The organism is Spirosoma luteum DSM 19990 (assembly GCF_000374065.1).
GTDB classification, from domain to species: Bacteria; Bacteroidota; Bacteroidia; order Cytophagales; family Spirosomataceae; genus Spirosoma; species Spirosoma luteum.
Map to the genome: position 1 here is coordinate 38114 of NZ_KB893252.1, position 24858 is coordinate 62971.

Genomic DNA, 24858 nt, shown 5'->3' on the forward strand with positions numbered 1-24858 from the left:
CACTCGATGCGCTATTTCGCTTTCACGGTCTCCGCTTTGTTACTCGCTACGGTTACTGCTTCACCAAAAAGGGTCAGGGTAATGGGCTGCTCCGAAAAGTTCTCCACCGTTACGTCCTGCTGGGTAGTGGTTACCTGTAGCATGACACCCCGGAACCGAATCTTGAACGACAGCGACTGCCAATTGTCCGGGCAATAGGGGTCAAGAATAAGGCGGGAATCCGTACCCCTGCCCCGTTCTACCCGCATACCGCCAAACCCTTTCACCACGGCCAGCCAGGTACCGGCCATACTGGTGATGTGACACCCGTCTTCGGTATCGTTGTTATAATCGTCGAGATCGAGCCGGGCGGTACGTAGGTACATCTCGTAGGCTTTTTCTTTCATACCTAACGTTGATGCCTGAATGGAATGCACGCAGGGCGACAGCGACGATTCATGCACCGTCATGGGTTCGTAGAAGTCGAAATTGCGCTTCAGGGTTTCCGTATCGAATTCATCTTCAAAGAAATACAGCCCCTGTAATACATCGGCCTGTTTGATGAAACACGACCGCAGAATCCGGTCCCACGACCAGTGCTGGTTAATGGGTCGCTGCCCTTTGGGAATATCGGACACCGGCATCAGGTCTTTATCCAGAAACCCTTCCTGTTGCAGAAAAACGCCCAGTTTCTCATCCTGCGGCAGGTACATCTTGTCAATGATATGCCCGGCGGTAGCCAGTTCCTTCTCCTCCCGGAAGTGAATCCGGTCAATCAGTTCGGCGTACCGTTCGGGGTTCAGGGCCTTCACTTTACCGACGGCTTCGGTGGTGTAGCGGAGCGTCCAGGCGGCAATGTAGCTGGTGTACCAGTTATTGTTGACGTTGTTTTCGTACTCATTCGGGCCCGTAACGCCCAGCATGACGTACTGCTCTTTCGCAGTCGACCAGTTGACCCGCTGACTCCAGAACCGACTGATGGCAATCAGCACTTCCAGTCCATACTCAACCAGATACTGCTCGTCGCCGGTGTAGCGGACGTAGTCATAAATGGCGTAGGCAATGGCTCCGTTGCGGTGAATTTCCTCGAAGGTAATTTCCCACTCGTTGTGGCACTCTTCACCGTTCATGGTTACCATCGGGTACAGCGCGGCACCGGCCCGGAAACCGAGTTTCTGGGCATTTTCGATGGCTTTACCCAATTGCTTATACCGGTAAACGAGCAGGTTTTTGGCTACTTTCTGATCGGCAGTGGCGAGGTAAAAAGGCAGGCAGTAAGCCTCGGTATCCCAGTAGGTAGAACCACCGTATTTCTCACCCGTAAAGCCTTTCGGCCCAATGTTCAATCGTTCATCCTCACCGGTATAGGTCTGGTTCAACTGGAAAATATTGAAGCGGATGCCCTGCTGCGCGGCCGAATCCCCCTCAATGACGATGTCGTTCATTTTCCACTTGTCGGCCCAGGCCTGCTTCTGCTCAAACAGCATTTTATCGAAACCCTTCCGCGAAATCCGCTGCATGTACTGATGGGCTTCTTTCATGAGCACATCCGGGTCGTAATTGAGCGACGACAGGTTTACGCCGTATTTATAAATGACGGTTTCCTGATTTTTCCGGCAGTCGAGCGAGATACGGTTAGCGACGTATTTCTCGTATTTGATAGGCTGCGACTGGAAGTCTACTCGCACGCCATCCTGCTCAATTTCCACGCACATACCGGTAGCCACGTGAAAGGCCGTTTTTCGGGTACGCAGTTCGATATACGCTTCCCCGTAGGCCGTTTCTTTCCGCACCTCGTCCCAGAAGGTTTCGTCGTAATTGGCGTCCCGGTTGCGAATGTCGCCGTTGATATAGGGCGTAACGGTAATCTTACCATCAAAATTCAGCGGTTTGATGGCGTAACGGATGGCCCCGGCCTCATCATCTACGATGGAACAAAACCGTTTGGCATTTACCTGTAACTGTTTGCCGCTTTTCAGCACGGCCACAAAGGAGCGCTCCAGGTACCCTTCCTGCATGTTGAGCACCCGCCGGAAATCGCGCACGTCGCACTGATTCAAGTCGAGGGTTTCGTATTCCACCTCAATGTCGATACCAATCCAGTTGGCGGCATTGAGCACTTTGGCGAAATACTCGGGATAGCCGTTTTTCCACCAGCCTACGCGGGTTTTATCGGGGTAATAAACCCCGGCGACGTAATTACCCAGCAGGGTTTTGCCGGAATACTTCTCTTCGAACGATCCGCGTCCGCCCAGGCGACCATTGCCCAGCGACATCAGGCTTTCGGTAATCTCATTAAAATCAGGGTGAAAGCCTTCTTCAACAATGTTCCAGGCATCTTGCTTAATGTAATGCTTCATTAAAAGTAACGAATGAATGAGTAAGTGAGTAAACGAATAAGGGGCAGGTGGTATAATTCATGAATGCGTTGAATCCGCCAAAGCAGCCCGTTCTGTTTTTGCCCGGAGGGCCTGATTCAGGTGTCTTTCGGTATGGGCTACCAGCATCCGAAACGTGTCGCCCAGCCTGATTTTAAGCCATTGGCCAAATAAACTGGCCACTTTTTCCTGATTCCAGTCGAGGTAAACAGCTTTATCCAGCAAGGTATGGAGCAGGGTTTGCAGTTCGTTGAATTGCGCCAATACTGCCTCCGGGTCTAAATCAGCCGCTGACCGGGGACGAATGATGCCCGGGGCGGGAAATTTCATTTTTACCTGAGGGTCAACTACATACAGCATCGCTTTACCCACCCAGTCGCTTTCCAGCGCCTGGTCGGTCGGCTGGGTTTGACTAAGTCCCAGGGTAGCTACTTTGTGCTGTAGGTTACGGATGTAATAGCGCTCGGCCAGGTTCAGGTGCTGCAAACACTCCACGATACTCCAGCCGGGCGATGGCCGGTTGTCGGTCGGTTTCCAGCGCAACTGCTCGTTGGAGAGGGGCAAAAACTCCCGCTCAACGGTTTGCAGGATGACCGAAAGGCGGGTTTGCAGGTCACGGGCTGTCTCAAGCTTTTTCATGGGTACTGGTTTTATTGGGACTGTATCTGTACCTGCTGAAACAACTCGATATCCCGTTTGGAATTAAGGTCGATACTACCGGCTTCAAACGGTACTTCGGCGCAGTCGCTGCGGTGACGAACGATAACCCACTGCACCCCCTTATCCCCGTCTAACTGAAGTAATTCATTAATATAGTCGCGGTAGAACAGGGCGGGAACCCCCAGTTGCGTACCGTACCGACAGGCAACGATACCAGCGCCGTTCTCCTTGCGAACGTCGACCATGTGCAGCAACAAGCCTAGTGAAACCAGGGGCTGGTCGGTGTGCAAAACCAGTACCGTTTCAATTTCTTTTTTGGTCAGGTACAGGGCAGCCAGACCCGTTTTCAGCGATGATGCCTGCCCTGTAGGCCAGTTCGGATTGTCCACCAGTGTGACGGGCAAGTCGGCAAGTTCGGGGACGATTTGGGCCCGTTCGGCTCCTAGTACCACCACCACCGGACCCCGTTGCAGAGCCAGTGCCGTTTCGGTAATCCGGCGAATCAATGACTGCCCTTTATAGGGTAATAACTGCTTGACTCCCCCGCCCATTCGCGACGAGTCGCCAGCCGCCAGTATAATCGTTCCTACGTTCAACACAACGTTTTTTGGTGAAAGACGAAGGTAGGGAAAAAGTAGGAGAAGGGTGCCGGGATAAGCGAATAGGGCATCATGAGCCTACAGCGTCTTTGCTTTTAAATACTTATCGAACCAGTTCAGGTAGCGTTCGGCGCGGTCTTTCAGGTAGCTTGGCGTGGTGATGCCATGAAACTGGCCGGGGTAAATAATCAACTGCGTGGGTACGCCCAACGACCGGAGCGCCTGGTACATCTGCTCACTACCGGCTACCGGCACGTTGAAATCCTTCTCGCTGGCCATGAACATAGTGGGGGTTTTGATACGGTCGGCTTTTAGAAACGGGTACGATAGTTTCAGCCATTTTTCCGGGTTTTTCCAGGGGGCACCCAGTTCGTTTTCGTACTGGTTCGTGTACTGGTCGATGCCGTACATAGCCAGTTGCAGGGAACTGCCCGCCCCACTGGCGGCTGCTTTGAAACGGGTATCGGTCGCGATGGTGTAGTTGGTCAGAATACCGCCGTAGCTCCAGCCGCCAATGCCCAGCCGGTCGGGGTCAGCAATGCCTTTCTCCACCACGTAATCGGCCGCGCCCAGAATATCCTGTACTTCCTTGTTACCCCAGTCGGCATAGATCGCTTTGGTGAAGTCGATGCCGCGCCCGTTGCTGCCCCGGTAATTGACGGCGACCACCGCGTAACCCCCAGCCGCCATAATCTGCCGGTACAGATCGAACGAAAACTCATCCTGCCCCACCGGTCCGCCGTGGATGAAGAAAATAGTGGGCATCCTTTTGCTGGCCGGCGCATTCGCGGGTTTGAATAACACATTCGACACGCTGGCACCATCTTTACTTTTCGAGGTAAATCCCTCTACGGTAGCCAGTTCCAGCGGAGCCAGAAAAGCATCGCTCACGTGCGTGAGTCGGCGGGGAGTGCCATTTTCGAGGGCGTATAACTCACCAGGCAGTTGAGGTTCACTGAATCCTGCCAGCCAGCTCCCGGCCGATACGGGTTCCAGATTTCCGTAGGCCCGGTTGCCACCCGCCAGTTTCGTAAATTTCCCATCGGCCAGGGTGTACTGACCAACGTAGGTTTGCCGGTCGTCGGCTACCAGTACCCCAATGAATTGTCCGTCTTTCGACCAGCGGGGATTGCGAACGGGCCGGTCCAGTGCCTTCGACAGCAGTTTCGGTTCACCCCCATCGTTCCCAACGACGGCCAGCACCGGCTGGTCGTACATCAGAAAATCGCCCGATGCCGTTGACCGCTGGTAGGCAATCTGCTTCCCATCCGGACTCCAAACGGGGTTATTGTCGGAGCCGGTCCAGGTCGTCAGTTGCTTCATGGCCGCCCCTTTTCGGGCCTCCATCACGTAAATGTCGGTGTTCTGGTTTTTGTCCGGTTCGGCCGTACGGTTACTGACAAACGCCAGCTGCTTCCCATCCTGCGACCAAACCGGGGCTGTTTCGTCGTAGTCACCGGTGGTTAGGGTATCGAGTTTTTTGGTAGCGATATCGAACGTGTACAAATGCACGGCACTGCGTTCCAGATACCCTTTCGTATCGGCCTTGAAATGGAAGCGGTCCATGACGTAGGGCTTACGTACTTTCGTTTTGGCCGAATCCGCGTAGTCGGGGTCGCGCAGCACCAGGGCTATTTTCTTCCCATCGGGTGCCCATTCGTAATCTTCGAGATCGGTTTTGAGGTCGGTCAGTTTTTTGGCTTCCCCCCCACGCCGGTCCATCAGCCAGAGTTGTCCCTTGGTGGCTCCCTGCCGCGCCGACACGAACGACAGGTATTTGCCATCGGGACTGAACCGGGGCTTCGATTCACCGTCGGGGCTGCTGGTGAGCTGCACCGTTTCCTGCCCGTCCCAGCTCACCATCCAGATATCGGCGTTGCGTTTATCCTTCGTCGTATCCACACTCGACAGCACGTAGGCCACCCACTTTCCATCCGGCGACACCTGCGGGTCAACGATGTTCTGGTACCGGTAAATGTCCTGTGGGGCGATGGGTCTTTTTTTGGCGGGTGTTTGTGCCAGGCCAACCGTACCGGTCAGCATTACTAAACCAAGGAGTATTGTTTTCATGAAAATGAAGTGAGCGCCCATTATCGGAGACGAACCAAACGACAAAATAACCGCTATTTTCGTTGGATAGGATGGCAGTAGACCGAAATTTCTTCGTTCATCGCCAGACTATCCCTCTTTTCTATCGCCCTGGCCGATATAGAAGAAAAAGAAGCAGGCTTCATTTCCCAGCTGTTTGATACGCCAATCACCTGGCCTGCTGATTCTACGGCGTCCTAATCCGTCTCTTCGAGCATGAAAAGTTGGTCTACCGGCTTTCCGAAAACCTGCGCCAGTTTCAGGGCCAGCACTGTCGACGGTACGTACCGGGCTGTTTCAATCGAATTGACTGTTTGTCGGCTTACACCGATACGGTCGGCGAGGTCGGCCTGGGATAAATTGTGCTCAGCCCGCGCTACTTTCAGTCGGTTTTTCATAGCGCCAGCAACGTTTGGCTGTTCCGGTAAAGTAGCCAGCGAAACCGGCTGATGAACACCAGCAAAACGGTGAACATGTTATAGACCATTACATTGAAAAATGCGGTATCGTACAGGGTGAGGATAGCGATGGCCAGTACGATATAGTTGGCATATACGCTCCATTGCAGGGCTTCGAGCCGAAGCTGGCCAATCATTTCATCCTCCACCTTCTCCCGCGAAAATGCAACCAACAGCAAACCGACAATAACCCCAATAGCGGCTATTTCGTCGGTAAGATTTTGGATATTGACGAGGTGTCCCGTCGACTGGCCGGAGTTGATGGTAAAGGGTTCATTTAAAAAGTTGACAACCAGCCAATTCAACTTAAAGTCAGCGTACATATTCGCTAATCCCAGGATAGCCGACGGCAGGAAAATAACCCAGCCAACAAGCCGGAATCTATGCGGAAATAACCATTTTGTTTTCATCGTATATGTAAAGTTTATTTGACACATCAAACGTAAAGCATACTCTTCACAATGTCAAGTTGATTTTACATATATTGGTAAAATTTTTGCCAGCCTGCACACTGCGCTGGCAAAAATGGGTAGGCACCACCAAAATTACGATCAGGGTACGTACGTTTCCAGCACGGTCATGTCGCCATCGGGAACCAGGGTGACGTTGTTGACAGACGCCGGAATCAGGACACACTGCCCCATCGTTAGGGGTACGCTGTATCCGCCCGGTGCCTCAACCGTGAGTGCCCCCGATACGCAGATGAGAATAACGAACGAGTCGATGTGCGTGTAGTCGTGCTCTACTTCCTGGTTGAAATTCAAAATGTTCGTCACGAAATAGTCACTCGTTACGGCATTGACGGTCTCGTTTTGGGTACGCTCATACGCCGTTTTGTACTGGTCGTAATGCTGATAGTCGATAGCGTCAACGGCCAGTTCGGTGTGCAGTTCGCGTTTCTGCCCGGTGGTGGCATCCACCCGGTCGAAGTCGTAAATCCGGTAGGTGGTATCGGACGTTTGCTGAATTTCGGCCAGCAACAGCCCCTTACCAATGTAATGGACCCGACCGGCGGGCAGAAAAAACACATCGCCGGGATGGGCTTCTTCGATGTTGAGCAGGTCCTGAATCGTGTTGTCAGCCACTGCTTTTACGTATTCCTCTTTGGTCACTTCCCGGTTGAAGCCCGCGTTGAGTTTTGCTCCTTCGTCGGCCTGCATGATGTACCACATTTCGGTTTTACCGAATCCACTTTTGCGCTTTTCGGCCAGTTCATCATCCGGGTGAACCTGGATGGACAGGTCGTCATTGGCATCGATGAACTTGACCAGCAGCGGAAACCGGTCACCATATTTTTCATAAACGTGCTGCCCAACCAGGTCGCCTTTGTACTGCTCCACCAGTTCGCGCAGTGATTTCCCAATCAGGCTGCCTTCTTTCACAACCGACACGTTGCCCTCCACATCGGATACTTCCCAGGTTTCGCCACAATTGGAAAGTGGACCATCCGGTCCGGAAGAAAAGTCTTTATCGAGAACGGTCTTTATTTTTTGACCACCCCAGATTTTATCTTTAAAAATAGGCTCGAATATCAGCGGATACAGCATAGAAAAAAGGAACCGACCGGCGGCCCGGATAATTGAAAAGATGACAGATTAGCAACAACCCATAAACCGGCAAGATAGGGCAATTGTTGGTTGATAACCTTTCTGGATCGGGCTATCGGGGCTTTTTCCTAAAACGTCAATTTGTTTTTCAACTGACCAGACTCATCCTTCGTAGTCAATGGGCGTATAGGTATACCGATTTGCGGAAGAAAGCTAACAATGCCTTTTGTATAACCCAAACTGACAATACCTGCAAAAATGCGCTGAGCGCGAACGGGTTAACTAAGCCAGAGAACGGGCTACAAAACGAATGTATTTACCGGGGGTACCTTGACAATAGTTTGGGTACTGAGTGATACGCATCGGTTGATTACTCACCCGTTTCCGAGTCGGGCGCATCAACCGGCTTGGATTCAGGCGAACCCTGCTGGCGCAGGAAAATAGATAATACCACGATGGACAGTACCGACAAAAATTCACTCTGCCAGTTTTGCAGCGATTGAAACCAGAACTCTGACGTTCCCAGAAATTGCCACAACGAGAGTACCTCCGATTTACCTTTTAGGGCCTGTTCGGTATTGTACTCCTTAACACCACCAACGGCATGCAGGAAGAAGGAAAGGCCAAAAAGTAGAAAATAAGCAAGACTAAGTGAATTCTGGTACAGTTTCAGCACCCAGCCTCCGCGCCGAACGGGCCAGGGAGCACCCTTGCGCGTTGGCGAAGGCTGCCGATCCACTTCTTCAGGCTCATACAGGCTTTTGGATTCGGAAGAGCCTTTCTGCCGGAGCGATACCGTCAGTATCACATACAGGCCCATCTGTAAAAATTCACTCTCCCAGTTTTCGAAGACCGCTTCTATACAATGGCCACTGATCAGATAAGCACTGAAAACGAGCGGAGCCCGGCCGTAGTCACTTAGCTCATTATTGAACTCATGCCAGCCCACTACAATCTGGCCCGCCAAGGTCAGCAGCGTAATCAATACAAGTAGTAAAGTAAGGCCATTTTCATACAGGAACTTCTTCATTGTCTATGGCAGGAAAATACTAGGTTGTTGGGTTGCCCGAAAGTCAGTAAAGCATAAGCCTATATCAGCTCGTACGGTAATCAACCAGTACAGTAGACAGTAAACAGGTCCGCACAGTAATTGGAACGTTTCGTTGGTGTATGTCCTAACGACAATCAACAGGAATAGTTTTTGTCCGAAAGAGGCCGGATAAACCAGCAAAAGGGTTTGGCCTTGCCCCGTCAACTATTAGTTAACGTGAGTACGGGATTAGTTATGGGAATTAGCGACAAAAACACAGGGCTTGTTATCATAAAAATGGTAGGCCACTAGGGGACGGGGACAATTAGGTATATAAAAGACAAGTTCGCAACTTTAGCCCATGAGACGTTACGAAATTACCGACCAGCAATGGGCTAAAATTAGTGAATTGCTGCCTGGGAAGGTAAGGGATGTGGGATGAAGTGGCCATGATAATCGCCTGTTTATCAATGCAGTGCTTTGGATTGGTCGGAGCGGAGCCCCCTGGCGCGATTTGCCCGAACGCTTCGGGCCCGCACCGGCGGCCCGGCTGGAACTCGGCCTACCGCCGATTCAGACGATGGGCCAAAGCGGGCATTTGGCAACAGGTTTTTGAGCGTTTGCAAGAACCCGACTTCGATTGGCTGATGATTGATTCGACCATCGTGCGGGCGCATCAGCACGCATCGGGTCAAAAAAAAATGATCCTGCCAGCGAGTGCTTAGGCCAATCGGTTGGCGGCTGGAGCACCAAAATTCACGCGGCTGTCAATGCGTTGGGTAATCCACCCGTACTCACGTTATCGTACTAAAACAGCACCGTCATGCCAGGCGTACCAATCCGGGCAGTAAAAGACCTGACCAGGGCTATTCAATCCCGGTAACGCCATTTCTGAAGGAACGGTAACCAGTGTTTACGGGAAACTGCGTTACTTTGTATCGACGTTAGGGTATGAAGTATGGCTTTACGACCCAATAATTGGTTTTCTACACGCGGCTTTCTGACCGCCTTCTGAATCGATGAATCTCAAAAATATCCTTAAGTACCTCGTTTCTCTGGCCATTGCCGGCGGACTCCTTTGGTTTACCTTCCAGCAAAGCCACCTCGACGCGGCCGATCTGTGGAAAAAAATCAGCGCGGCCGATTACCGGTGGGTGCTGCTATCGTGCCTGTTTACCATCGTGGCCCACTGGAGCCGGGCCGAACGGTGGCGTGTTCTGCTGGAACCTGTCGTACCGCAGCGACCCGATTCACTCGATACAACGGCTAGTGTGCTAACGGGATACCTGGCCAACCTGGCCCTGCCCCGCGCGGGAGAAGTAGCCCGGTGTGGCACCTTATATCGGTTGACAGGCGTACCCGTCAATGTGAGTTTTGGTACTGTGGTAGCCGAACGCCTGTTTGACCTGCTGATGCTGATACTCCTGCTGGGGGCTACGTTCGTGCTGGAGTTTGACCGGCTTAGTCAGTTTTTCATGGAGTTTCTGGGTGGAAAACTCCCCAAAGGCTCCAGCGGTTCGGGGTTGCTGCTGCTGGTCGGTGTGGTATTGCTGGGGCTGGCATTGCTGGGCTGGTTTTTGTTCAACCGGTACCGGGAAGCCCTCGGTCGGCACCCGCTTTACCAAAAAATAAGCGGCTTTACCAAAGGGTTACTGGAAGGGCTGTTGAGTGTTCGGAAAATACGGAAACCCGGACTGTTCGTGTTCCACACGTTTCTCATCTGGGGTATGTATTTCCTGATGTCCTACTGTCTGTTTTTTGCGATGCCCTCCACGGCCAATCTGGGTGCGCTGGCCGGATTGACAATTCTGGTGGTAGGATCGCTGGGGATGGCTGCGCCCACGCCGGGAGGAATTGGGTCGTTTCACCTGCTGGTGGGACAGGTAGCCATTCTGTACGGGCTAACCAGTCAGGACGGGCAGATTCTGGCCACGTTTATTCACGGCGTTTCGACCCTGATGATTATCATCCTGGGGGTATCATCCCTGCTGTTCGTCCTATTCCGACGCAATAAAAAGACGGACCTGCCCGATGTACTCGACGACCCGAAAGCAATCAGGATAGAGCAGTAATTATCGTTATGACCGAATCTAAAATTCTCACGCATGAGCAGGCTGTTCATCAGGCAAACCAGTGGCGGGCCGAGGGGCAGCAACTGGTTTTTACCAATGGCTGCTTCGACATCATTCACCTGGGCCACATCGACTACCTCGAAAAAGCCCGCCAGCTGGGTGACCGCCTGATCCTGGGCCTGAATACGGATGCCTCGGTTAGCTGTATTAAAGGCCCCAATCGCCCTGTGGTGAACGAGTACGCCCGCGCCCGACTGATGGCCGCCCTTGCCTTTGTGGATGTGGTTACGTTCTTTGGCGAACCCACTCCGCTCGAATTGATCGAGGCCATCCGGCCCGATATACTGGTGAAGGGAGACGATTATACTGTGAACACCATCGTTGGGGCCGACTTCGTACTGGGTCGGGGGGGGCGCGTCGAGACGATTGCGCTGGTGCCGGGGTATTCGACCACCAAACTCATCGAGCGAATCAAACAGAGTTACTGACTTGTCTGTTTAAATGGTGTCCGGTCTTGATAAATGGTACCTTGACCGGGATACTTTTCGCCGAAACTGTTGTTTTACTACTGACGGCCCCCTTGTACGGGTTGTTCAATTAAACCATAAACCTGACTAACATACGATGATTTGGGTAATAATGATTCTCATCTTCGGGGCCAGTGCTTTTGTAAGCTGGCGCCTGCGGAGTAAGTTTAATGAATACGCTCAGGTTGGCCTGAGCAACGGCATGAGTGGTGCCGAAATAGCCAAGATGATGCTGAACCAGAATGGCATTTATGATGTGCGGGTCGTGTCGGTAGAGGGTATGCTCACGGACCACTATAACCCGGAAGAAAAAACGGTGAACCTCAGTGCCGATGTTTATTACGGTCGCAGTGTGGCGGCCGCTGCGGTAGCCTCCCACGAGTGTGGCCACGCGGTGCAGCATCAGGTGGCTTATGCTCCGCTCAAACTGCGTTCGGCGATGGTACCGGCGCTATCATTTTCGTCCCGCTACATGCAGTGGATCCTGCTGGGTGGTATTCTGCTGTTGCAGACGACACCCATCCCGCTGGCCATTGGCGTTGGCCTGTTTGCCCTGACTACGCTGTTTTCGTTCATCACCCTGCCCGTTGAGTTCGATGCCAGCCGCCGGGCACTGGCCTGGATTCAGACCAACAACGTCGTGAATGAACGCGAATATGGGTTTGCCAAAGACGCCCTCTGGTGGGCCGCCATGACCTACGTTGTAGCCGCCCTTGGCTCGCTGGCTACGTTACTTTATTACGCCAGCCTCCTGATGGGCGGTCGCCGGAGCGACTAACCTTTCCTGTATCGCTTACCAGGCAAAAAGCCGCATCAGTCCTGATGCGGCTTTTTGCCTGACAGGGGCATCGACTGGTACGCCCAGCCTCCACTCAGCGCCCGGTACGTGCCGACCGGGCTTGCCTCTGTTCCGTTCGGGTGTCGATAAGCTCCCAACCGACTTCCATCACAGCTGGGTACCGGAAAACGGGCACTTTGCTAAGAAACACACGAATCAGCCCAATACGTACGAAGCATGACTAACCCCTCTACCCATTCTTTATACGTGGTTGGTTTGATAATGTATGAGTTAGCCGAACGGTCGAACGTATCGGTAATGTCGTTCTGGTCGCTTGAGCGACTGAGAACTACCGTTGGGATTTGCTGGTATACTGGCTGCGACTTAAGTGCTTCCAGTATCTCTAAGCCTGCTTCTGGAGTGGGTAGGTACAGATCGACCAGAATTAAGTCGGGCAGGCTTTTCTCCGGTTGCAGACAGGCAGCCAGGTAATCCTTTGCCTGACTGGCGTCTGACTGCCAAACCAGATTAGCACCGGGGAATAGCTGGACGAGGGTCCAGCGAATAATGAACCATTCATCCGCATTATCCTCGATGCTTAAGATGGTTTTCTTTCCAATTTTCGATTGATTAAGTTGCTGATAGGCCATAGCTCTCATCTCTTTTCATCGTCAATAGTAACGTCCTTTCACGCGACCTCCCTGAAGAGCCAGTGTTGATGCAGACGCTTTGTTTACGTTGCTTGGGCTGGATCAGTCGTCAAAATACTCTACTTCTTCAACCATAGGGTGGCGGGCAATGATTGGTTCGCCCCAAACGGCCCCGCAACTGTAGGTACAGATAAAATAACCGACATCATTGCGGAATATAGCCAGTACAATCTCCCCATTATCGGCCGCAGCGCCAACCGCATCGCTAACTATTCTACCCTCCCTCCGGTAGATAACCTTGTAGATCCGGGCGGCAGTTATCGCGCATCCTATACTTTGCAGCCGATCTATAATTCGGTTGTAAACGCGTTCGGTCTGGCTGGCATCAGATGCCAAAGGAAGGAAGAATTTCATGCCTTGTTAACCCCGAGACGTCAGGGTAATCATCCCGTTACTTAAACTTGTTAGGCAATGGGTCCACAACCCGCTAGCGGGTTACGCCGGACAGGGAAGGTCAACGGTCGTGTTGTCCTCTGGTTTGCCGTGGTAGCAGGGACCCCGCGTGGGTGTTTACGAAGCGATTAACTCAAACAGCTTCTGAAGATTGGATACGTAACAACCCAGAGGGAATCAAGCAGAACCCTGGCTGGCTAGTAACCGGATAGCGACCGTTTCGCGCCGGGTAAGCACACAACGGTACAACCTGACTTCAGTTTTACGGCGCCCACTTCGGTAGGCGTTTTTTAACCGGCTGTTACGTTTTTGGGGTGATAACTGGCACAGCCTTTCTGTTAAATAGCCTTCGAAAATAGAGTTTCTAAGCCAGCCCCGTTCCCGAAGGCTACTTTTCCCAACCCAGCTGGTTAATGTGTTCACCAATGTTACGCCCCTCGCGCAGCCCGGTTTCGTTATCCTGCTGGGTATGAATACCGCCCAGTATCCGCGACCAGCCCGACTCTTCGGCGGCCTCCTGGAACGAATGGAAAACCCGGGCGGGATACCCCACGTTGCGGAAGGCATCGCGGGGCCGGTTAACGTGCGCATCGTCGACAAACCGAACCGATGACCCGAACAAATCGGTCAGGACGGCGGCAGCGGCTGCCCCCTGGGTGGAGTGACCCGACGAGAAGGCCGGAAAGGGGGGTTCGGGCCAGAAGGGAATCCAGGTCCGGTCAATATTGGCCCGGATAAACGACGAGGGCCGCTCGTTGTGGTACGTATATTTAGTTTTGAAACAGCAGATAAACGCATCGGCTACGGCCATGCCCGTGCGGGCGTAAGCTTCGGCTGCCTGCGCCAGATTAGCCCTGGTCGTGGTTACCGCCAGGGTAGCTATGTAGTACGAATGACCGGGGGGTGTAAAGGTCTGGCTGGGGTCGTCGGCCCACCATAGTGCCGCTTCTTTCTCAGACTGGGTCAGGGTTCTGCTTTTGTCGTAAACGGCTTTGTACTGTTTGTAATAACCCGAGTTCAGATTAGTCGAGTAGGATTCGGGCCGGGGGGGTGGCATCCGGCTATTGGCCGGGGCAAAGGTTCGGTTGCTACCCCAGCGGGGGTGCAGTGCCCGCGCAATTGCTACCTGCCCATCGGTAGGGGCTACCCACGAGCCAGGGGTGTTGGGTAGCTGGTAATCCGTTGGGAAAGTATTCTGGTAGCTTTCGTGACCGCCGTCCTCCTTCGACCACGCGTAAATGGCCGACGCTACCGCCTGCCCAAACGCTACCGATCGCACGACGACCGCCCGATTAACGGTATCGCCATAGGCCTGCTGCATGGCGTTCTCCAGGGAGTCGACTGAGAAGCGGGCCGAAAGCGGTGCATGGCTGTAGATGTTTTTGAGCAGAAAGGCCTGCCCCGCATTGAGCGCCAGCGGCCAGTTGTACACGCTGTCGGTTTGCGGGAGTGGCAGTTTGCTGAGGCCGCTCAGTTGCCGGACCATCGACCGGTAGCCTGGCATGCCATAAACCGCTGTCTCGTACATAGTCAGGCCAATATAGCTAAACGCCCGTGAGGCATAGGTAGGTGTGTTGGCGGGTGTAGCGGCCGTAACGCGCAGGGCCATACGTCCCCACTGCACGGCCAGATCGGAAGGATAGGAAGCTACTGCCCGACCAACCGGAAAAACCGGGTCCGGGTCTGGCTCGGGCTCGGCGGGCGACTGGCAACTGTACACCAGGAAACTGGCTATAAATAGCCCAACGACACTCCGGCCAGCTTTTCTCCAGGAAGAGGACTGAACAGGTAAAGCGAAATGACGCATAGAAATTGACAGCTGTACTGTTGGCTACGACCACTGATACCGCTTAGCGGTTGTAATGAAAATAAATAATTTTTACCAAATGACGTAGTTGGGCTGATTACCGCTGACCAAGTTAGTATTACAAGCCATTGACTATCAATGAAATAATTTCAACTGAAGGGCCAAATAAATTTACCTGACTACGTAGAGAATACCATTGAACTGCCCCGCAGTGTTGGTTCAAGCCAGTAACCTGAACGATAATTATCGGCTTTGGATAGCTTGAAAAAACAACCGACCCAAAACGCACAGGGCATTTTGGGTCGGTCAGGCTGTTTTACTGCTTTCATTCGGTTTCCCTCCTGAATTGACAGGAACCTTCATTAGGCGGCACACGGCCGTCTTTTTGCAGCATACATCACATATCGGATTCTCCGTATGCTACAGCAAGCACGTATGCGGTTGTACCTGCAGACCGATCCGTTTGGCCCATCTTGATGAAAGCCTCGTACCCAGACTCCACCATTTCGGGCGTGGGTGCTGAGCGGTCGATGAGCATCCCGGCAATGGCAACAGAAACCGCGATAACCAGGGCGGGCCAGAAGCCAACGATGGTAAAACTATCCATGAACCGGTCAATCAGCTTGAGCAGCAAGGCCGTGACAATGATGCGCACAATTCCTGTCAGCAGAAAGAACGTGACCAGGTTGAGCGGAAAGCGAATGACCCAGCCAACCAGAAAGTTGAGCAAACCAAGCACCAGTGCGATAACAATGGCTGTGCCAAAGCTTTTAACGTCAATCTGGGGCAGAAAATACGCCAGACCAAAAATAACGGCGGCATCGAGCAATACATGTAGGATGAGATTCATAAACAGGGGTAAATGGTTCTTTTAGACAACTGTTTTGGGTCACGATGGTTTATACTGAATACAAACCCAATGGTCATGTCTCGTATTCTGATACTACTCATTACATTCCTGTTTATCTCCTGCCGGGGGGCTTCGCAACAGGCACCTGCCACCACCCAACCCACCGATTCATCGTCGGTGTACGAATTCACGGATGCCAGTCGGGATGGTATTGGCAAGCGGTACATGGGTCGCGAAATCGCGCATGTGATGGGTCATCTCGGCGCGTCGTGGCTCGACCGTCCGGAGCGGGAACAGGAAGAACGCACCGATTTACTATTGAAAGCTCTTGCCCTGAAACCCACCGATGTGGTAGCGGATATCGGTGCCGGAACCGGCTTTCTTACGTTTCAGATAGCCCCGAAAGTGCCGCAGGGCAAAGTCCTGGCGGTGGATATCCAACCCGAAATGATTACCTACCTGAACCAGGGAAAAACGAAACGGAAGGTGACCAATGTAACCCCCGTACTCAGCACCGAATCGGACCCGAAGCTGGATGCCAGCAGCATCAATATGGCGATTATGATTGACGCGTACCACGAATTCTCGTACCCCCGAGAAATGATGCAGCACCTGGTATCGGCTCTCAAACCGAACGGACAGATTGTATTAGTGGAGTACCGCGCCGAAGACCCGAACGTACCCATTAAAGAACTGCATAAATTAAGCGTAGCGCAGGCCACCAAAGAAATGAAAGCAGTGGGCCTTAAACTCCTGAAAAACGACGACCGGCTGCCCCAGCAACACATTATGTTTTTTGGGAAGTGAGATCTCCTGACCTTTCGAAAAAAACGGGGGTCTTACCCTTTCGTTAAAGACCCTGTCGTATCTAAGCCCAACTATCACCAGACATACGTTCCCACAGCGCCGTCTTTCAGGGTTATGCTTACCAGTTTGTTCCTGTAGCGGATGCTAAACGTTTGGGGTAACTGGCTCGTGTTCAGCACAATCAGCACGTGGCCGCCAGTGGGGGTTTTAAACGCCACATTGGGGAGTGTTTCTGTGGTGTTCGACGCAATACGAACAGACCCCGGCCGGACGAATTTTGAGGCAACCGCCACATTGTAGTAAGCCGGATTGCGCGTTACCGCATTCCCATCAATCGTGATGGCACCCAGGCATTTATCGCAACCGCCCACCGTATGCGGTTCCTGCTTCGGATCGGCCGCTAAATTCCACTCCAGAACCGTACGGCTCCAGTTACGGGTTGCCCCAATAATCAGGGTTTTTACGTGCCAGGCCAAGTCTCCTCGCAGGTTACCGGGAGCACCAATCCATTGCTCGGTAAAGTAAATATTCTTGTCCGGGTGCGCGTTGTGCACCTGCGTTAACGCGGTAATCGGCCCTGCGTATAAATGAAAGGCGGAGCCATCTACATACTTCCTGGCTTCCTTGTCATTCAGGATTGTAAGGGGGTAATCGGGCCGGTCGGCGTTATGGTCGTAAAGGAGAATCTTTGTATCAATGCCAGCCGACTTAAAGGCCGGACCTAAACTGGTTTTGATAAAGGTGGCCTGTTCCGCAGGAAGCATCAATAGACTGGGGTTATTGCCGGGATGAAGCGGTTCGTTCTGAATCGTGATGGCATCAATCCGAATGCCTTCGGCTTTCATGCCCTGAATGTATTTTACAAAATAGCGGGCATAGGCATCATAAAATTCGGGCTTTAAGCTCCCTCCTTTTGAGCTATTATTTGTTTTCATCCAGGTTGGTGGCGACCAGGGCGAACCCAGAATTTTAACGGCCGGATTAAGAATAAGAATCTGTTTCAGCACCGGAATAAGATCAGCCCGATCAGGGGCTAAACTGAATTTTGCCATGTCCAGGTCCGTCTGGCCCTGGGGCAGATCATCGTAGGAGAAAACATGATCGTCCAGATCCGACGCGCCAATGCTTACCCGTAGATAGCTAACGCCGATGTTGTTCCCGTCTATGGCAAACAACTCCCGCAGTAAGGCCGCCCGGGCGTTAGCGTCCATGCGGTTGATGAGCATTGCACTGCCACCAGTTAAGGTGTAGCCAAAGCCATCGATGGTCTGGAAGGTTTTTGCGTCATCCACATCAATGGTTGGATTACGGGTGGAGGCTGTACCGAAAGACAGCGTCGTTGGTTGCTTTTCGAACAACGCCGACCGGTCAGGATTGGTAAGCCAAACCTCCACCTGTTTCGCCCGGCCCTGACATAGACCTTGCTGTTGCGAACCTATACCTATAAACAGGCTTGCCAGCAACAACAGGTTTCTTACAGCTTTCTTTTTAAGACAGAGCTTCATGATACTGTATCAAGTAATAAAAGAAATAGAGTACAACAAAATGATAGAGACAGTTTTATGCTGTCTCTACCCAAACGAATCCCTACATTCAGCAGGCAGGAAGCGTAGCAACCTACTCCGGAACATGCTTCCTTAACGTACTGCTGTAGTTGCACTAATACCCCGGATTTTGTTGTAGCAACGAGTTATTGTTAATCTCCGTCTGCGGAAACGGGAACAGAAGGTAATTCACATCCCGGCTACCGCGCACCTGCTGAATAATATCCAACGCCGTAACCGGATGAATCTGGGTCGGATTAGCCAGCGTTTGACGGGCGTATCGGAGCAGGTCGAACCACCGCTCGCCTTCAAACGCTAACTCTAACCGCCGTTGCCGGTCAACTTCGTTACGGAATGCCTGCTGCGTAGCTACGTCCGACAAAGCCAACGCTGACAACCCCGCCCTTGCTCGAATTGTATTCAGCTTGTTGAGTGCATCCTGATTGGGCCCATTTTGCTCGTTAGACGCTTCAGCATACATCAGCATCACATCCGCTAGCCGCAGGACGTAGTAGTTATCCGGACTGTTAAATGCGTTGGGGTTGCTCCGCCATTTATAGACAAAAGGACCATTATCGTTGGCGTTGGTTGATCTGGCCATTACAAAGCTGGCATGATTGCGCCCCGCCTGGGTAACCTCACCCGTGAATCGCCACCGGCGGTCGTTGAGCGTATCGGCATAGGCCAGCAGTTCCGGGGTTGGGATGTTGAATTTGGGAAATGAATAGGTTGCCGGGGGCGATGGCAGAATTAGGTCGGGCAGAATGAAGCCCCCATCGGCGGTACCGGCAAACTGAACCTCAAAAATTGATTCTATTTTATTCTCAGGCGGAAACAGATCATTAAACGAGGGCATGAGCTGGTACAAATTGCTGGTCAGAACCTTATTGGCTGCGGTTATGGCTTCGGCCCACCGTTGCTGCGTCAGAAATACCCTGGTCTGTAGGGCATTGACTGCCGTTTTGATTACCCGCGTCCGGTTGGCCGCCTGGCTCCCGAACGTACTGGCCGTTCGCTGCTCGGCCTGCTGCAGGTCGCTGACAATCTGAGCATATACCTGCTCGACCGACGACCGGGCCATAACAACCGTACTGCTTTCTCCCGATTCTGTCGGCTCAAGCCGCAGCGGCAATCCGCCATACAGGCGCACCAGATTAAAGTAGTGCAGCGCCCGCAGGAAATAGGCTTCGCCCAGAATTTGACTGCGCCGAACGGTATCCATGGCTATGCCAGGTACGTAATTCAGTACCACATTGGCCCGGTTGATACCAATGTAGCTGGCCTGAAAAATACTTCCTACCTGCCCCGTCTGGGGTGTCCAGATGATACGTTCCAGCGCATTCACATCGCCATTGGTACTGGTGCAGTTATCAGACGGCATTTCGCCCACCACATTCAGATCCTGGCCGTAGGTGCCGGCCTGCTGCAAGGCATCGTAGGCAGCTGTAAGGGCCGATTCAGCGTCGTCGGCGTTTTGAAAGAAATTCTCGGGCGTAATGCTGGGCAATGGATTTTTTTCGAGTACATCACAACCGGCCAGCATCAGGAAGGGGATAAAAAACAGGGTTATTTTTTTCATGGTAGCCTGAATTAGAAGTTGAAGTTGATGCCAGCGGTGTAGGTACGGGCTTGCGGATATACGCCGTAATCGCGCCCGAAACCAACCGACGAGAAGGGGTCGGCACTCACTTCGGGGTCGTAGCCGGTATAGTTGGTAAAGGTGAGCAGGTTCTGGCCCGTCAGGTAGATCCGGACACTGGTGATTTTTGCCCGTTGCAGGGTCTTGGCGGGCAGGTTATACGCAATCGTCAGGTTTTTGAGCCGGGTATAGGTGCCACTTTCCACAAACCGGGTCGAGAATCGGTTATTCTGGTTTGGGTCGTACCGCACTGCCCGGGGTATATCCGTATTGGTATTGTCGGGTCGCCAGCGGTTAAGTACGCGCGTGGTCTGATTGAAGGGATCAGCCATGCCCTCAATATTGACTCGGTTCTGGTTGAAGATGTCATTCCCGTAACTACCCTGAAAGAACAGACTCAATTCAACGCCTTTGTACGTTAGCGTGTTTGTCAGCCCCGCGAAAAACTTCGGATTGGGGTTGCCAATAATGGTCCGGTCATTGGCGTTGATAACGCCGTCCTGATTTAGGTCAGCGAACCGAATATCGCCTGGTTTGGGGTTATTCGGCTGGCTGGCCGCCTGGGCAATTTCGCTTGCCGACTGAAAGATGCCCTGTACTACATAGCCATAGAAGGAACCGAGCGGAGCGCCTTTCTGCGTGATGGTGTACGTACCGATGATGGTTCGGTTCACCGCCTGGCCCTGTTCATTCCGAAGCGTTCCGAGGTCTACCACCTCGTTCCGATTCAGGCTAAAATTAAAATTTGTTGTCCAGTTGAAGCCGCCTTCCTGTCCCTGGATGTTCGTACTGTTGATGCCTACTTCAATGCCTTTATTCTGGACCGTCCCTACGTTTTGAATGATCTGGGGCGACTGGGCGCCCGCATTATAAGGCAGGGGTACATTGGTCAGCAGGTTCGTGGTGCGTTTCAGATACGCATCGAACGTTAAGGTAACCCGGTTGTTAATGAGTGAGGCATCTAAGCCCGCATTATACTGCCCGGTTGTTTCCCAGCGCAATTGGTTGTTACCGATCTGCGAGGGCGCAATACCGCCCTGAATGCCGCTGGTTCCGGCATAATTGTAGCCCGATCCATACGTACTGAACCGCTGATAAGCACCAATTTCCTGGTTTCCGTTGGCCCCGTAGCTGAGTCGAAGTTTTGTTTCGCCCAGCAGCCTGGTTTGCGGAAAGAAACCTTCCCTGGAAATTCGCCAGCCCAGCGATATCGCCGGGAAATACCCGAACCGATTGCCCGCTGCAAACCGGCTGGAGCCATCGGCCCGCAAGCTCAGCGTAGCTAGATAACGCTCCTGATAATTGTAAATAGCCCGGACGAAATAGCTCATCAGGCCCCACTGATCCTGATAGCTCGACGGCTGCGTAAACTGCGTACCGGCCGACAGATACGGCACTGCATTCGACGGAAAACCGGTTACAGACGCACTGGAGGTGAATCGATCCGATGCCTGAACGGATTGCCCGGCCAGCAGCGTAAGGCCGTGTTTGTCGCCTAAGTCCGGATTATATGTCAGCGTGTTTTCCCAGAGCCAGATGCTCTGCTGGTTGGTGCCGGTGCGGGCACTGCCACGGGTAGCCGGGCTGGCATTTTGCGTACCAGGGTAGTTGCGACTGATGAATTGATTTTCCAGCTGCGTACGAAAGTCCAGACTCAGGGCACTGCGCAGCGTTAGATTTTTCAGGATGTCGAACTCCCCGTACAGGTTCCCAATAACCTGGTAGATGGTAGCTGCATTGTGCGTTTCCAGTAAGTTACCAACGGGGTTATCCAGCTGCTGGAACGGGTTGATCCCATAGCTGCCGTTCGGGTTGCGGATGGGGATGGTTGGAATCTGCGCCAGAGCACCCAGAACGGTGCCTGAGTTCTGCAGGCCAAGTTCACTCCGCACACTTGTATTGTTGTACGTACGGCTCAGGGTCAGGCTGGTACCGGCCCGAAAACGGGTACTCATTTACTGATCCAGGTTGAGCTTGAAACTGTAGCGGTTAAACCCGGAATTGAGCATAATGCCCGTCTGATTAAAGTACCCACCCGAGATGTAATATTTCGTCCGTTCGTTGCCCCCGCTCAGGCTTATCTGGTAGTTTTGAATGGGCCCCAGCCGGTAAATGGCATCCTGCCAGTCGGTGTTATACGGAATGGAGTCGAGGTTGCTGAACGCGGGTGGGTTACCGGCCGCCACCTGGGCCTCGTTAAAGTACTCGGCAAACTGACGGGCATTCAGCACCGGAATTTTCCGGCGCAGCTGCTGAACGCCGTAATATACGCTTAGACCAACCTGCGCTTTACCGGCTCTGCCCCGCTTGGTGGTAATCACCACAACGCCATTAGAGGCCCGTAACCCGTAAATAGCCGCAGCAGCACCGTCTTTCAATACGTCGATGGATTCAATATCGTTGGGGTTGATGCTGTTGAGCGGGTTAGGCCGCTGGTTGCCTATGCCCAGCTCCTGATCGTACGTTGGCAAAATCTGTACCCCGTCAATGACGTATAAGGGTGAATTTGTCAGGCTAATGGAGTTATTACCCCGGATTCGTACGTTGATGCCTGCTCCTGGTTGCCCGGTGGGGGCTGTTATCTGAATGCCCGGAGCCTGCCCCTGCAGCGCCTGATCAAAACCCGCTACGGGTTGGCGCTCAATAGCCCGACTGCTAACGGAGGTCACCGCCGTAGTCAGCTCCTGCCGTCGCTGCGTACCATAGCCAACCACAACCACTTCGGATAGGGCATGGACATCGGTTCCCAGAGTAACGTTGAGGGTCGTACGCCCATTCAGGGGGATTTCCTGGGTAGTAAAGCCAATGTAGCTGAATACCAATACCGCATTGCCATTGGGCGCGTTGATGCTGTAATTTCCATTCACATCCGTACTGACACCTGTACCGGTTCCTCTGAGCACCACATTTACCCCCGGTAAGGCTTCTCCATTATCGCTGGTTACCTTTCCTGTCACCGTCTGCGCCAGGGCCCCTCCCAGAAGAGCCATCAGCAGCATGAGTTGACTTAAACTCACGCGTAGGAATGCCCGGACCAGTTCATTTCGTTTCCATTTGTTTTTCATAGTCGTTGATTCATAAGAGTTGGTACGCGTTAAAAACTTACTGTACGATGGCCTGAGGTTACCCAGCGGCATGTACCGTCGGGCAGCTGGACTTCGCCATTTTTGCTTTTCTATACGCACGAAAAATTGAAATGGCCCACCCAAATGGGGAGATAATAAGGTAATGGTCCCCTGTTTTTAGTTTAGTATGGAAACAGGAATTCGCCCGCTCTACATCGTCCGTACGCGGGTGCAGGAAGTAGTTCGTATGGCTCACTAACGCACGGGTAAGGTTATACGAAGGCACGATAACCCTGCGAGGCTGGCAGCAGCCCCTGCTCAACAAACCGGGAAATTTAGCGGGTACTATGGGGCTGAAGAAGGCTATTGAGCAAAGCTATCAACTGACCGTACTTCTATTCCCTACCCATAGGCAGGGAGACTATCCGTAGAGGATCAGGTCTTATCGGCAGGTGTCGGCTATTCTGTTGGGCAAAAACCCGGCTACGGAGTCGAGCCTGCTGCCAGGAGAGCTAAAAGCCGTAGCGGGGCAACTCGATTCCATTTAGTTGCGTTTCGTCCTGGACAGTAGACGGTCTAAAACGCGTAAGGACCTTTTTGACTACTTTACTGGCTGCAAGGTCAGCCAGTTTATTAATGATAGCTACTCCGGTGGCGGTGGTTGGGTAGAGTAGATGAGGCACACTGGGTGGCAGCTGTTGCACCGATTCAACATAAGGGCGTATGAGTTGTTCGTACCGGGCAAAAGCATCCGCAAACCGCTCATGGCGCGCTAATTCACCAGGGGGCAGATAAGCGCCTACCATCGCTAACGTAACCCCCATCCTCAGTACGGAATCGGACCCGAAGCTGGATACCAGCCGCATCGACATGGCCATTATGATTGATGCGTACCACGAGTTTTCGTATCCCCTAGAAATGATGCAGCACCTGGTGGAGGCCCTCAAACCGGGCGGACGGATCGTACTGGTCGAGTACCGGGCCGAAGACCCGAACGTACTCATCAAGGAACTGCATAAATTAGCGTAGCACAGGCAACTAAGAAAATGAAAGCAGTGGGCCTGAAACTCCTGAAAAACGACGACCGGCTACCGCAGCAGCACATCATGTTTTTCGGAAGGTAAGGCAAAACAAAAACACTACCTACTTCGATTGACACCTGCTATTGTTAACTCACAACCTTAACAGCCTCATTCATGAGTTGAACCGCCTGCTCAAGCTGATTTTGGTCTAATAAACCTATAATTTCTATAATCAGACTGCTTCGTAAAGTAAATGGTTTATTACATCGAAGTTCGCTTCTAACTGGCAAGTCTCCTTCCACTTCGTGGGGTTCAATAATAATCGAAAATGATTCTGAGCGAACCGCTTTGGTTATGGGCAGAACAATGTAGTCGTTATCCAGATCATTAGAATACCTGTTGCTTATAATCAATACAGGTCTTCGTTTAGCTTTGTCAATTTTATCTGTAAGCGGATAAAGCGCCCAGACAATGCTTCCCTGAATAAAATCAGTCCCTAGGATGTTGCTTGGCATATAATTCGTCCCAATAGTCCTCTTCAGGAGCTTCCCAAAGGTTACGCAAGACAGGATCAGTTAAAGATAACCATTCGGCATTTGTGTACCCTTCTATCTCTGACTCTTTGTCTAGTAGATTTCGAAATGCAAGCTGGGCATCTACTGGTAATTGGCGATAAGCCGCATAAAATGATTGAGCCGTGTATTGTGCTGCTTCCATAGCATCAGAATTAATAGTCTATCAAATTTACATAAAAACTTACTGCCCGGCCAGCTTATTCTTTCGGAAAACTGAAGAAGAAGCAGGTGACTAACCACCTATTTCATTACCAGAATTATATAGAACAGTTATACAATTCCATAACAGAAATTAACGAAAGGGCTATATCGGCAAAGCCTATAACTTCC

General features: G+C 52.3%; 23 protein-coding genes and 1 pseudogene. 6 read left to right on the forward strand and 18 right to left on the reverse strand.

From position 1 onward, the window contains the following. Positions 1 to 11: 11 nt before the first annotated feature. From B156_RS0110385 to B156_RS0110425, 8 genes are all read right to left on the reverse strand, one after another. On the reverse strand, positions 12 to 2339 hold the full coding sequence (locus B156_RS0110385) for a glycoside hydrolase family 65 protein (protein ID WP_018619629.1): 2328 nt from the start codon (positions 2337 to 2339) through the stop codon (positions 12 to 14). Positions 2340 to 2396: 57 nt separating this feature from the next. Then, complete coding sequence (locus B156_RS0110390) at positions 2397 to 2996, reverse strand: DinB family protein (protein WP_018619631.1); 600 nt, start codon at positions 2994 to 2996, stop codon at positions 2397 to 2399. A gap of 11 nt (positions 2997 to 3007) precedes the next feature. After that, entirely contained in the window at positions 3008 to 3613 is a 606-nt protein-coding gene (locus tag B156_RS0110395) for a nucleotidyltransferase family protein (RefSeq protein WP_040585459.1), read from the reverse strand. Between the two features lie 81 nt (positions 3614 to 3694). Then, positions 3695 to 5686, reverse strand: coding sequence for a S9 family peptidase (locus tag B156_RS0110400; RefSeq protein WP_026260740.1), 1992 nt, complete (start codon positions 5684 to 5686; stop codon positions 3695 to 3697). Between the two features lie 215 nt (positions 5687 to 5901). After that, positions 5902 to 6102 (reverse strand): helix-turn-helix transcriptional regulator, encoded by a 201-nt coding sequence (locus B156_RS0110405; RefSeq protein WP_018619638.1) that lies wholly within the window; start codon positions 6100 to 6102, stop codon positions 5902 to 5904. Further along, on the reverse strand, positions 6099 to 6572 hold the full coding sequence (locus B156_RS0110410; protein ID WP_018619639.1) for a hypothetical protein: 474 nt from the start codon (positions 6570 to 6572) through the stop codon (positions 6099 to 6101). Before B156_RS0110410 ends, B156_RS0110405 begins: the two co-directional genes overlap by 4 nt. Before the next feature lie 141 nt (positions 6573 to 6713). Continuing rightward, entirely contained in the window at positions 6714 to 7709 is a 996-nt protein-coding gene (locus B156_RS0110415; RefSeq protein ID WP_018619640.1) for a type I phosphomannose isomerase catalytic subunit, read from the reverse strand. A 370-nt stretch (positions 7710 to 8079) separates the two neighbouring features. Beyond that, a complete protein-coding gene (locus B156_RS0110425) occupies positions 8080 to 8739 on the reverse strand; it encodes a DUF6766 family protein (RefSeq protein ID WP_018619641.1) in 660 nt (219 codons plus the stop codon). Positions 8740 to 9214: 475 nt separating this feature from the next. Between B156_RS0110425 and B156_RS32580 the strand changes: the two genes are divergently transcribed. The 4 genes from B156_RS32580 (at position 9215) to B156_RS0110445 (ending at position 12116) form a co-directional block, all read left to right on the forward strand. Continuing rightward, the gene (locus tag B156_RS32580) at positions 9215 to 9355 is read left to right on the forward strand and encodes a transposase (RefSeq protein WP_157626990.1); all 141 of its coding nucleotides are present in this window, start codon (positions 9215 to 9217) and stop codon (positions 9353 to 9355) included. 403 nt (positions 9356 to 9758) lie between these two features. Further along, the gene (locus B156_RS0110435) at positions 9759 to 10811 is read left to right on the forward strand and encodes a lysylphosphatidylglycerol synthase transmembrane domain-containing protein (protein ID WP_018619642.1); all 1053 of its coding nucleotides are present in this window, start codon (positions 9759 to 9761) and stop codon (positions 10809 to 10811) included. Between the two features lie 8 nt (positions 10812 to 10819). Beyond that, positions 10820 to 11299: a D-glycero-beta-D-manno-heptose 1-phosphate adenylyltransferase gene (gene rfaE2, locus B156_RS0110440; RefSeq protein ID WP_018619643.1), complete on the forward strand. Its 480-nt coding sequence runs from the start codon at positions 10820 to 10822 to the stop codon at positions 11297 to 11299. Positions 11300 to 11450: 151 nt separating this feature from the next. Further along, entirely contained in the window at positions 11451 to 12116 is a 666-nt protein-coding gene (locus B156_RS0110445; protein ID WP_018619644.1) for a zinc metallopeptidase, read from the forward strand. A gap of 200 nt (positions 12117 to 12316) precedes the next feature. Here B156_RS0110445 and B156_RS0110450 read toward each other — a convergent pair whose 3' ends face one another. The 4 genes from B156_RS0110450 to B156_RS0110470 form a co-directional block, all read right to left on the reverse strand. Continuing rightward, complete coding sequence (locus tag B156_RS0110450; RefSeq protein ID WP_018619645.1) at positions 12317 to 12766, reverse strand: response regulator; 450 nt, start codon at positions 12764 to 12766, stop codon at positions 12317 to 12319. Between the two features lie 102 nt (positions 12767 to 12868). Next, positions 12869 to 13180 (reverse strand): hypothetical protein, encoded by a 312-nt coding sequence (locus tag B156_RS0110455; RefSeq protein WP_018619646.1) that lies wholly within the window; start codon positions 13178 to 13180, stop codon positions 12869 to 12871. A gap of 427 nt (positions 13181 to 13607) precedes the next feature. Next, positions 13608 to 15026, reverse strand: a complete 1419-nt coding sequence (locus B156_RS0110460; RefSeq protein WP_018619647.1) for a vanadium-dependent haloperoxidase — start codon at positions 15024 to 15026, stop codon at positions 13608 to 13610. 397 nt (positions 15027 to 15423) lie between these two features. Then, positions 15424 to 15876: a phage holin family protein gene (locus tag B156_RS0110470; protein WP_018619649.1), complete on the reverse strand. Its 453-nt coding sequence runs from the start codon at positions 15874 to 15876 to the stop codon at positions 15424 to 15426. A 75-nt stretch (positions 15877 to 15951) separates the two neighbouring features. On the opposite strand from B156_RS0110470, the gene B156_RS0110475 reads away from it, so the two are divergent. Next, a complete protein-coding gene (locus B156_RS0110475; RefSeq protein ID WP_018619651.1) occupies positions 15952 to 16683 on the forward strand; it encodes a class I SAM-dependent methyltransferase in 732 nt (243 codons plus the stop codon). Between the two features lie 74 nt (positions 16684 to 16757). Here B156_RS0110475 and B156_RS0110480 read toward each other — a convergent pair whose 3' ends face one another. From B156_RS0110480 to B156_RS0110495, 4 genes and pseudogenes are all read right to left on the reverse strand, one after another. After that, positions 16758 to 18188, reverse strand: a complete 1431-nt coding sequence (locus B156_RS0110480) for a glycoside hydrolase family 30 protein (protein ID WP_018619652.1) — start codon at positions 18186 to 18188, stop codon at positions 16758 to 16760. Between the two features lie 154 nt (positions 18189 to 18342). Further along, on the reverse strand, positions 18343 to 19806 hold the full coding sequence (locus tag B156_RS0110485) for a RagB/SusD family nutrient uptake outer membrane protein (RefSeq protein ID WP_018619653.1): 1464 nt from the start codon (positions 19804 to 19806) through the stop codon (positions 18343 to 18345). A gap of 11 nt (positions 19807 to 19817) precedes the next feature. Then, a pseudogene (locus tag B156_RS30270) lies at positions 19818 to 23003 on the reverse strand (SusC/RagA family TonB-linked outer membrane protein). A gap of 440 nt (positions 23004 to 23443) precedes the next feature. Further along, positions 23444 to 23803, reverse strand: coding sequence for a Rossmann-fold NAD(P)-binding domain-containing protein (locus B156_RS0110495; RefSeq protein ID WP_211211224.1), 360 nt, complete (start codon positions 23801 to 23803; stop codon positions 23444 to 23446). Between B156_RS0110495 and B156_RS32140 the strand changes: the two genes are divergently transcribed. Beyond that, positions 23802 to 23960: a class I SAM-dependent methyltransferase gene (locus B156_RS32140; protein WP_018619657.1), complete on the forward strand. Its 159-nt coding sequence runs from the start codon at positions 23802 to 23804 to the stop codon at positions 23958 to 23960. The genes B156_RS0110495 and B156_RS32140 overlap by 2 nt on opposite strands. A 139-nt stretch (positions 23961 to 24099) precedes the next feature. Here the strand turns inward: B156_RS32140 and B156_RS0110505 are convergent, their stop codons facing one another. Both B156_RS0110505 and B156_RS31330 read right to left on the reverse strand, forming a co-directional pair. Beyond that, complete coding sequence (locus B156_RS0110505; RefSeq protein ID WP_018619658.1) at positions 24100 to 24468, reverse strand: type II toxin-antitoxin system PemK/MazF family toxin; 369 nt, start codon at positions 24466 to 24468, stop codon at positions 24100 to 24102. Continuing rightward, positions 24443 to 24670, reverse strand: coding sequence for a hypothetical protein (locus tag B156_RS31330; protein WP_157626993.1), 228 nt, complete (start codon positions 24668 to 24670; stop codon positions 24443 to 24445). The genes B156_RS0110505 and B156_RS31330 overlap by 26 nt, the downstream gene beginning before the upstream one ends. Positions 24671 to 24858 lie beyond the last annotated feature (188 nt).

Coding starts and splice junctions, on each gene's coding strand:
- B156_RS0110470 (WP_018619649.1), bottom strand. CDS start 15,876: ATGAATCTCATCCTACATGTATTGCTCGATGCCGCCGTTATTTTTGGT.
- B156_RS0110450 (WP_018619645.1), bottom strand. CDS start 12,766: ATGGCCTATCAGCAACTTAATCAATCGAAAATTGGAAAGAAAACCATC.
- B156_RS0110505 (WP_018619658.1), bottom strand. CDS start 24,468: ATGCCAAGCAACATCCTAGGGACTGATTTTATTCAGGGAAGCATTGTC.
- B156_RS31330 (WP_157626993.1), bottom strand. CDS start 24,670: ATGGAAGCAGCACAATACACGGCTCAATCATTTTATGCGGCTTATCGC.
- rfaE2 (WP_018619643.1), top strand. CDS start 10,820: ATGACCGAATCTAAAATTCTCACGCATGAGCAGGCTGTTCATCAGGCA.
- B156_RS0110385 (WP_018619629.1), bottom strand. CDS start 2,339: ATGAAGCATTACATTAAGCAAGATGCCTGGAACATTGTTGAAGAAGGC.
- B156_RS0110445 (WP_018619644.1), top strand. CDS start 11,451: ATGATTCTCATCTTCGGGGCCAGTGCTTTTGTAAGCTGGCGCCTGCGG.
- B156_RS0110410 (WP_018619639.1), bottom strand. CDS start 6,572: ATGAAAACAAAATGGTTATTTCCGCATAGATTCCGGCTTGTTGGCTGG.
- B156_RS0110435 (WP_018619642.1), top strand. CDS start 9,759: ATGAATCTCAAAAATATCCTTAAGTACCTCGTTTCTCTGGCCATTGCC.
- B156_RS0110480 (WP_018619652.1), bottom strand. CDS start 18,188: ATGAAGCTCTGTCTTAAAAAGAAAGCTGTAAGAAACCTGTTGTTGCTG.
- B156_RS0110425 (WP_018619641.1), bottom strand. CDS start 8,739: ATGAAGAAGTTCCTGTATGAAAATGGCCTTACTTTACTACTTGTATTG.
- B156_RS32140 (WP_018619657.1), top strand. CDS start 23,802: ATGGCCATTATGATTGATGCGTACCACGAGTTTTCGTATCCCCTAGAA.
- B156_RS0110415 (WP_018619640.1), bottom strand. CDS start 7,709: ATGCTGTATCCGCTGATATTCGAGCCTATTTTTAAAGATAAAATCTGG.
- B156_RS0110460 (WP_018619647.1), bottom strand. CDS start 15,026: ATGCGTCATTTCGCTTTACCTGTTCAGTCCTCTTCCTGGAGAAAAGCT.
- B156_RS0110405 (WP_018619638.1), bottom strand. CDS start 6,102: ATGAAAAACCGACTGAAAGTAGCGCGGGCTGAGCACAATTTATCCCAG.
- B156_RS0110390 (WP_018619631.1), bottom strand. CDS start 2,996: ATGAAAAAGCTTGAGACAGCCCGTGACCTGCAAACCCGCCTTTCGGTC.
- B156_RS0110400 (WP_026260740.1), bottom strand. CDS start 5,686: ATGAAAACAATACTCCTTGGTTTAGTAATGCTGACCGGTACGGTTGGC.
- B156_RS0110485 (WP_018619653.1), bottom strand. CDS start 19,806: ATGAAAAAAATAACCCTGTTTTTTATCCCCTTCCTGATGCTGGCCGGT.
- B156_RS0110475 (WP_018619651.1), top strand. CDS start 15,952: ATGTCTCGTATTCTGATACTACTCATTACATTCCTGTTTATCTCCTGC.
- B156_RS0110455 (WP_018619646.1), bottom strand. CDS start 13,180: ATGAAATTCTTCCTTCCTTTGGCATCTGATGCCAGCCAGACCGAACGC.
- B156_RS0110495 (WP_211211224.1), bottom strand. CDS start 23,803: ATGTCGATGCGGCTGGTATCCAGCTTCGGGTCCGATTCCGTACTGAGG.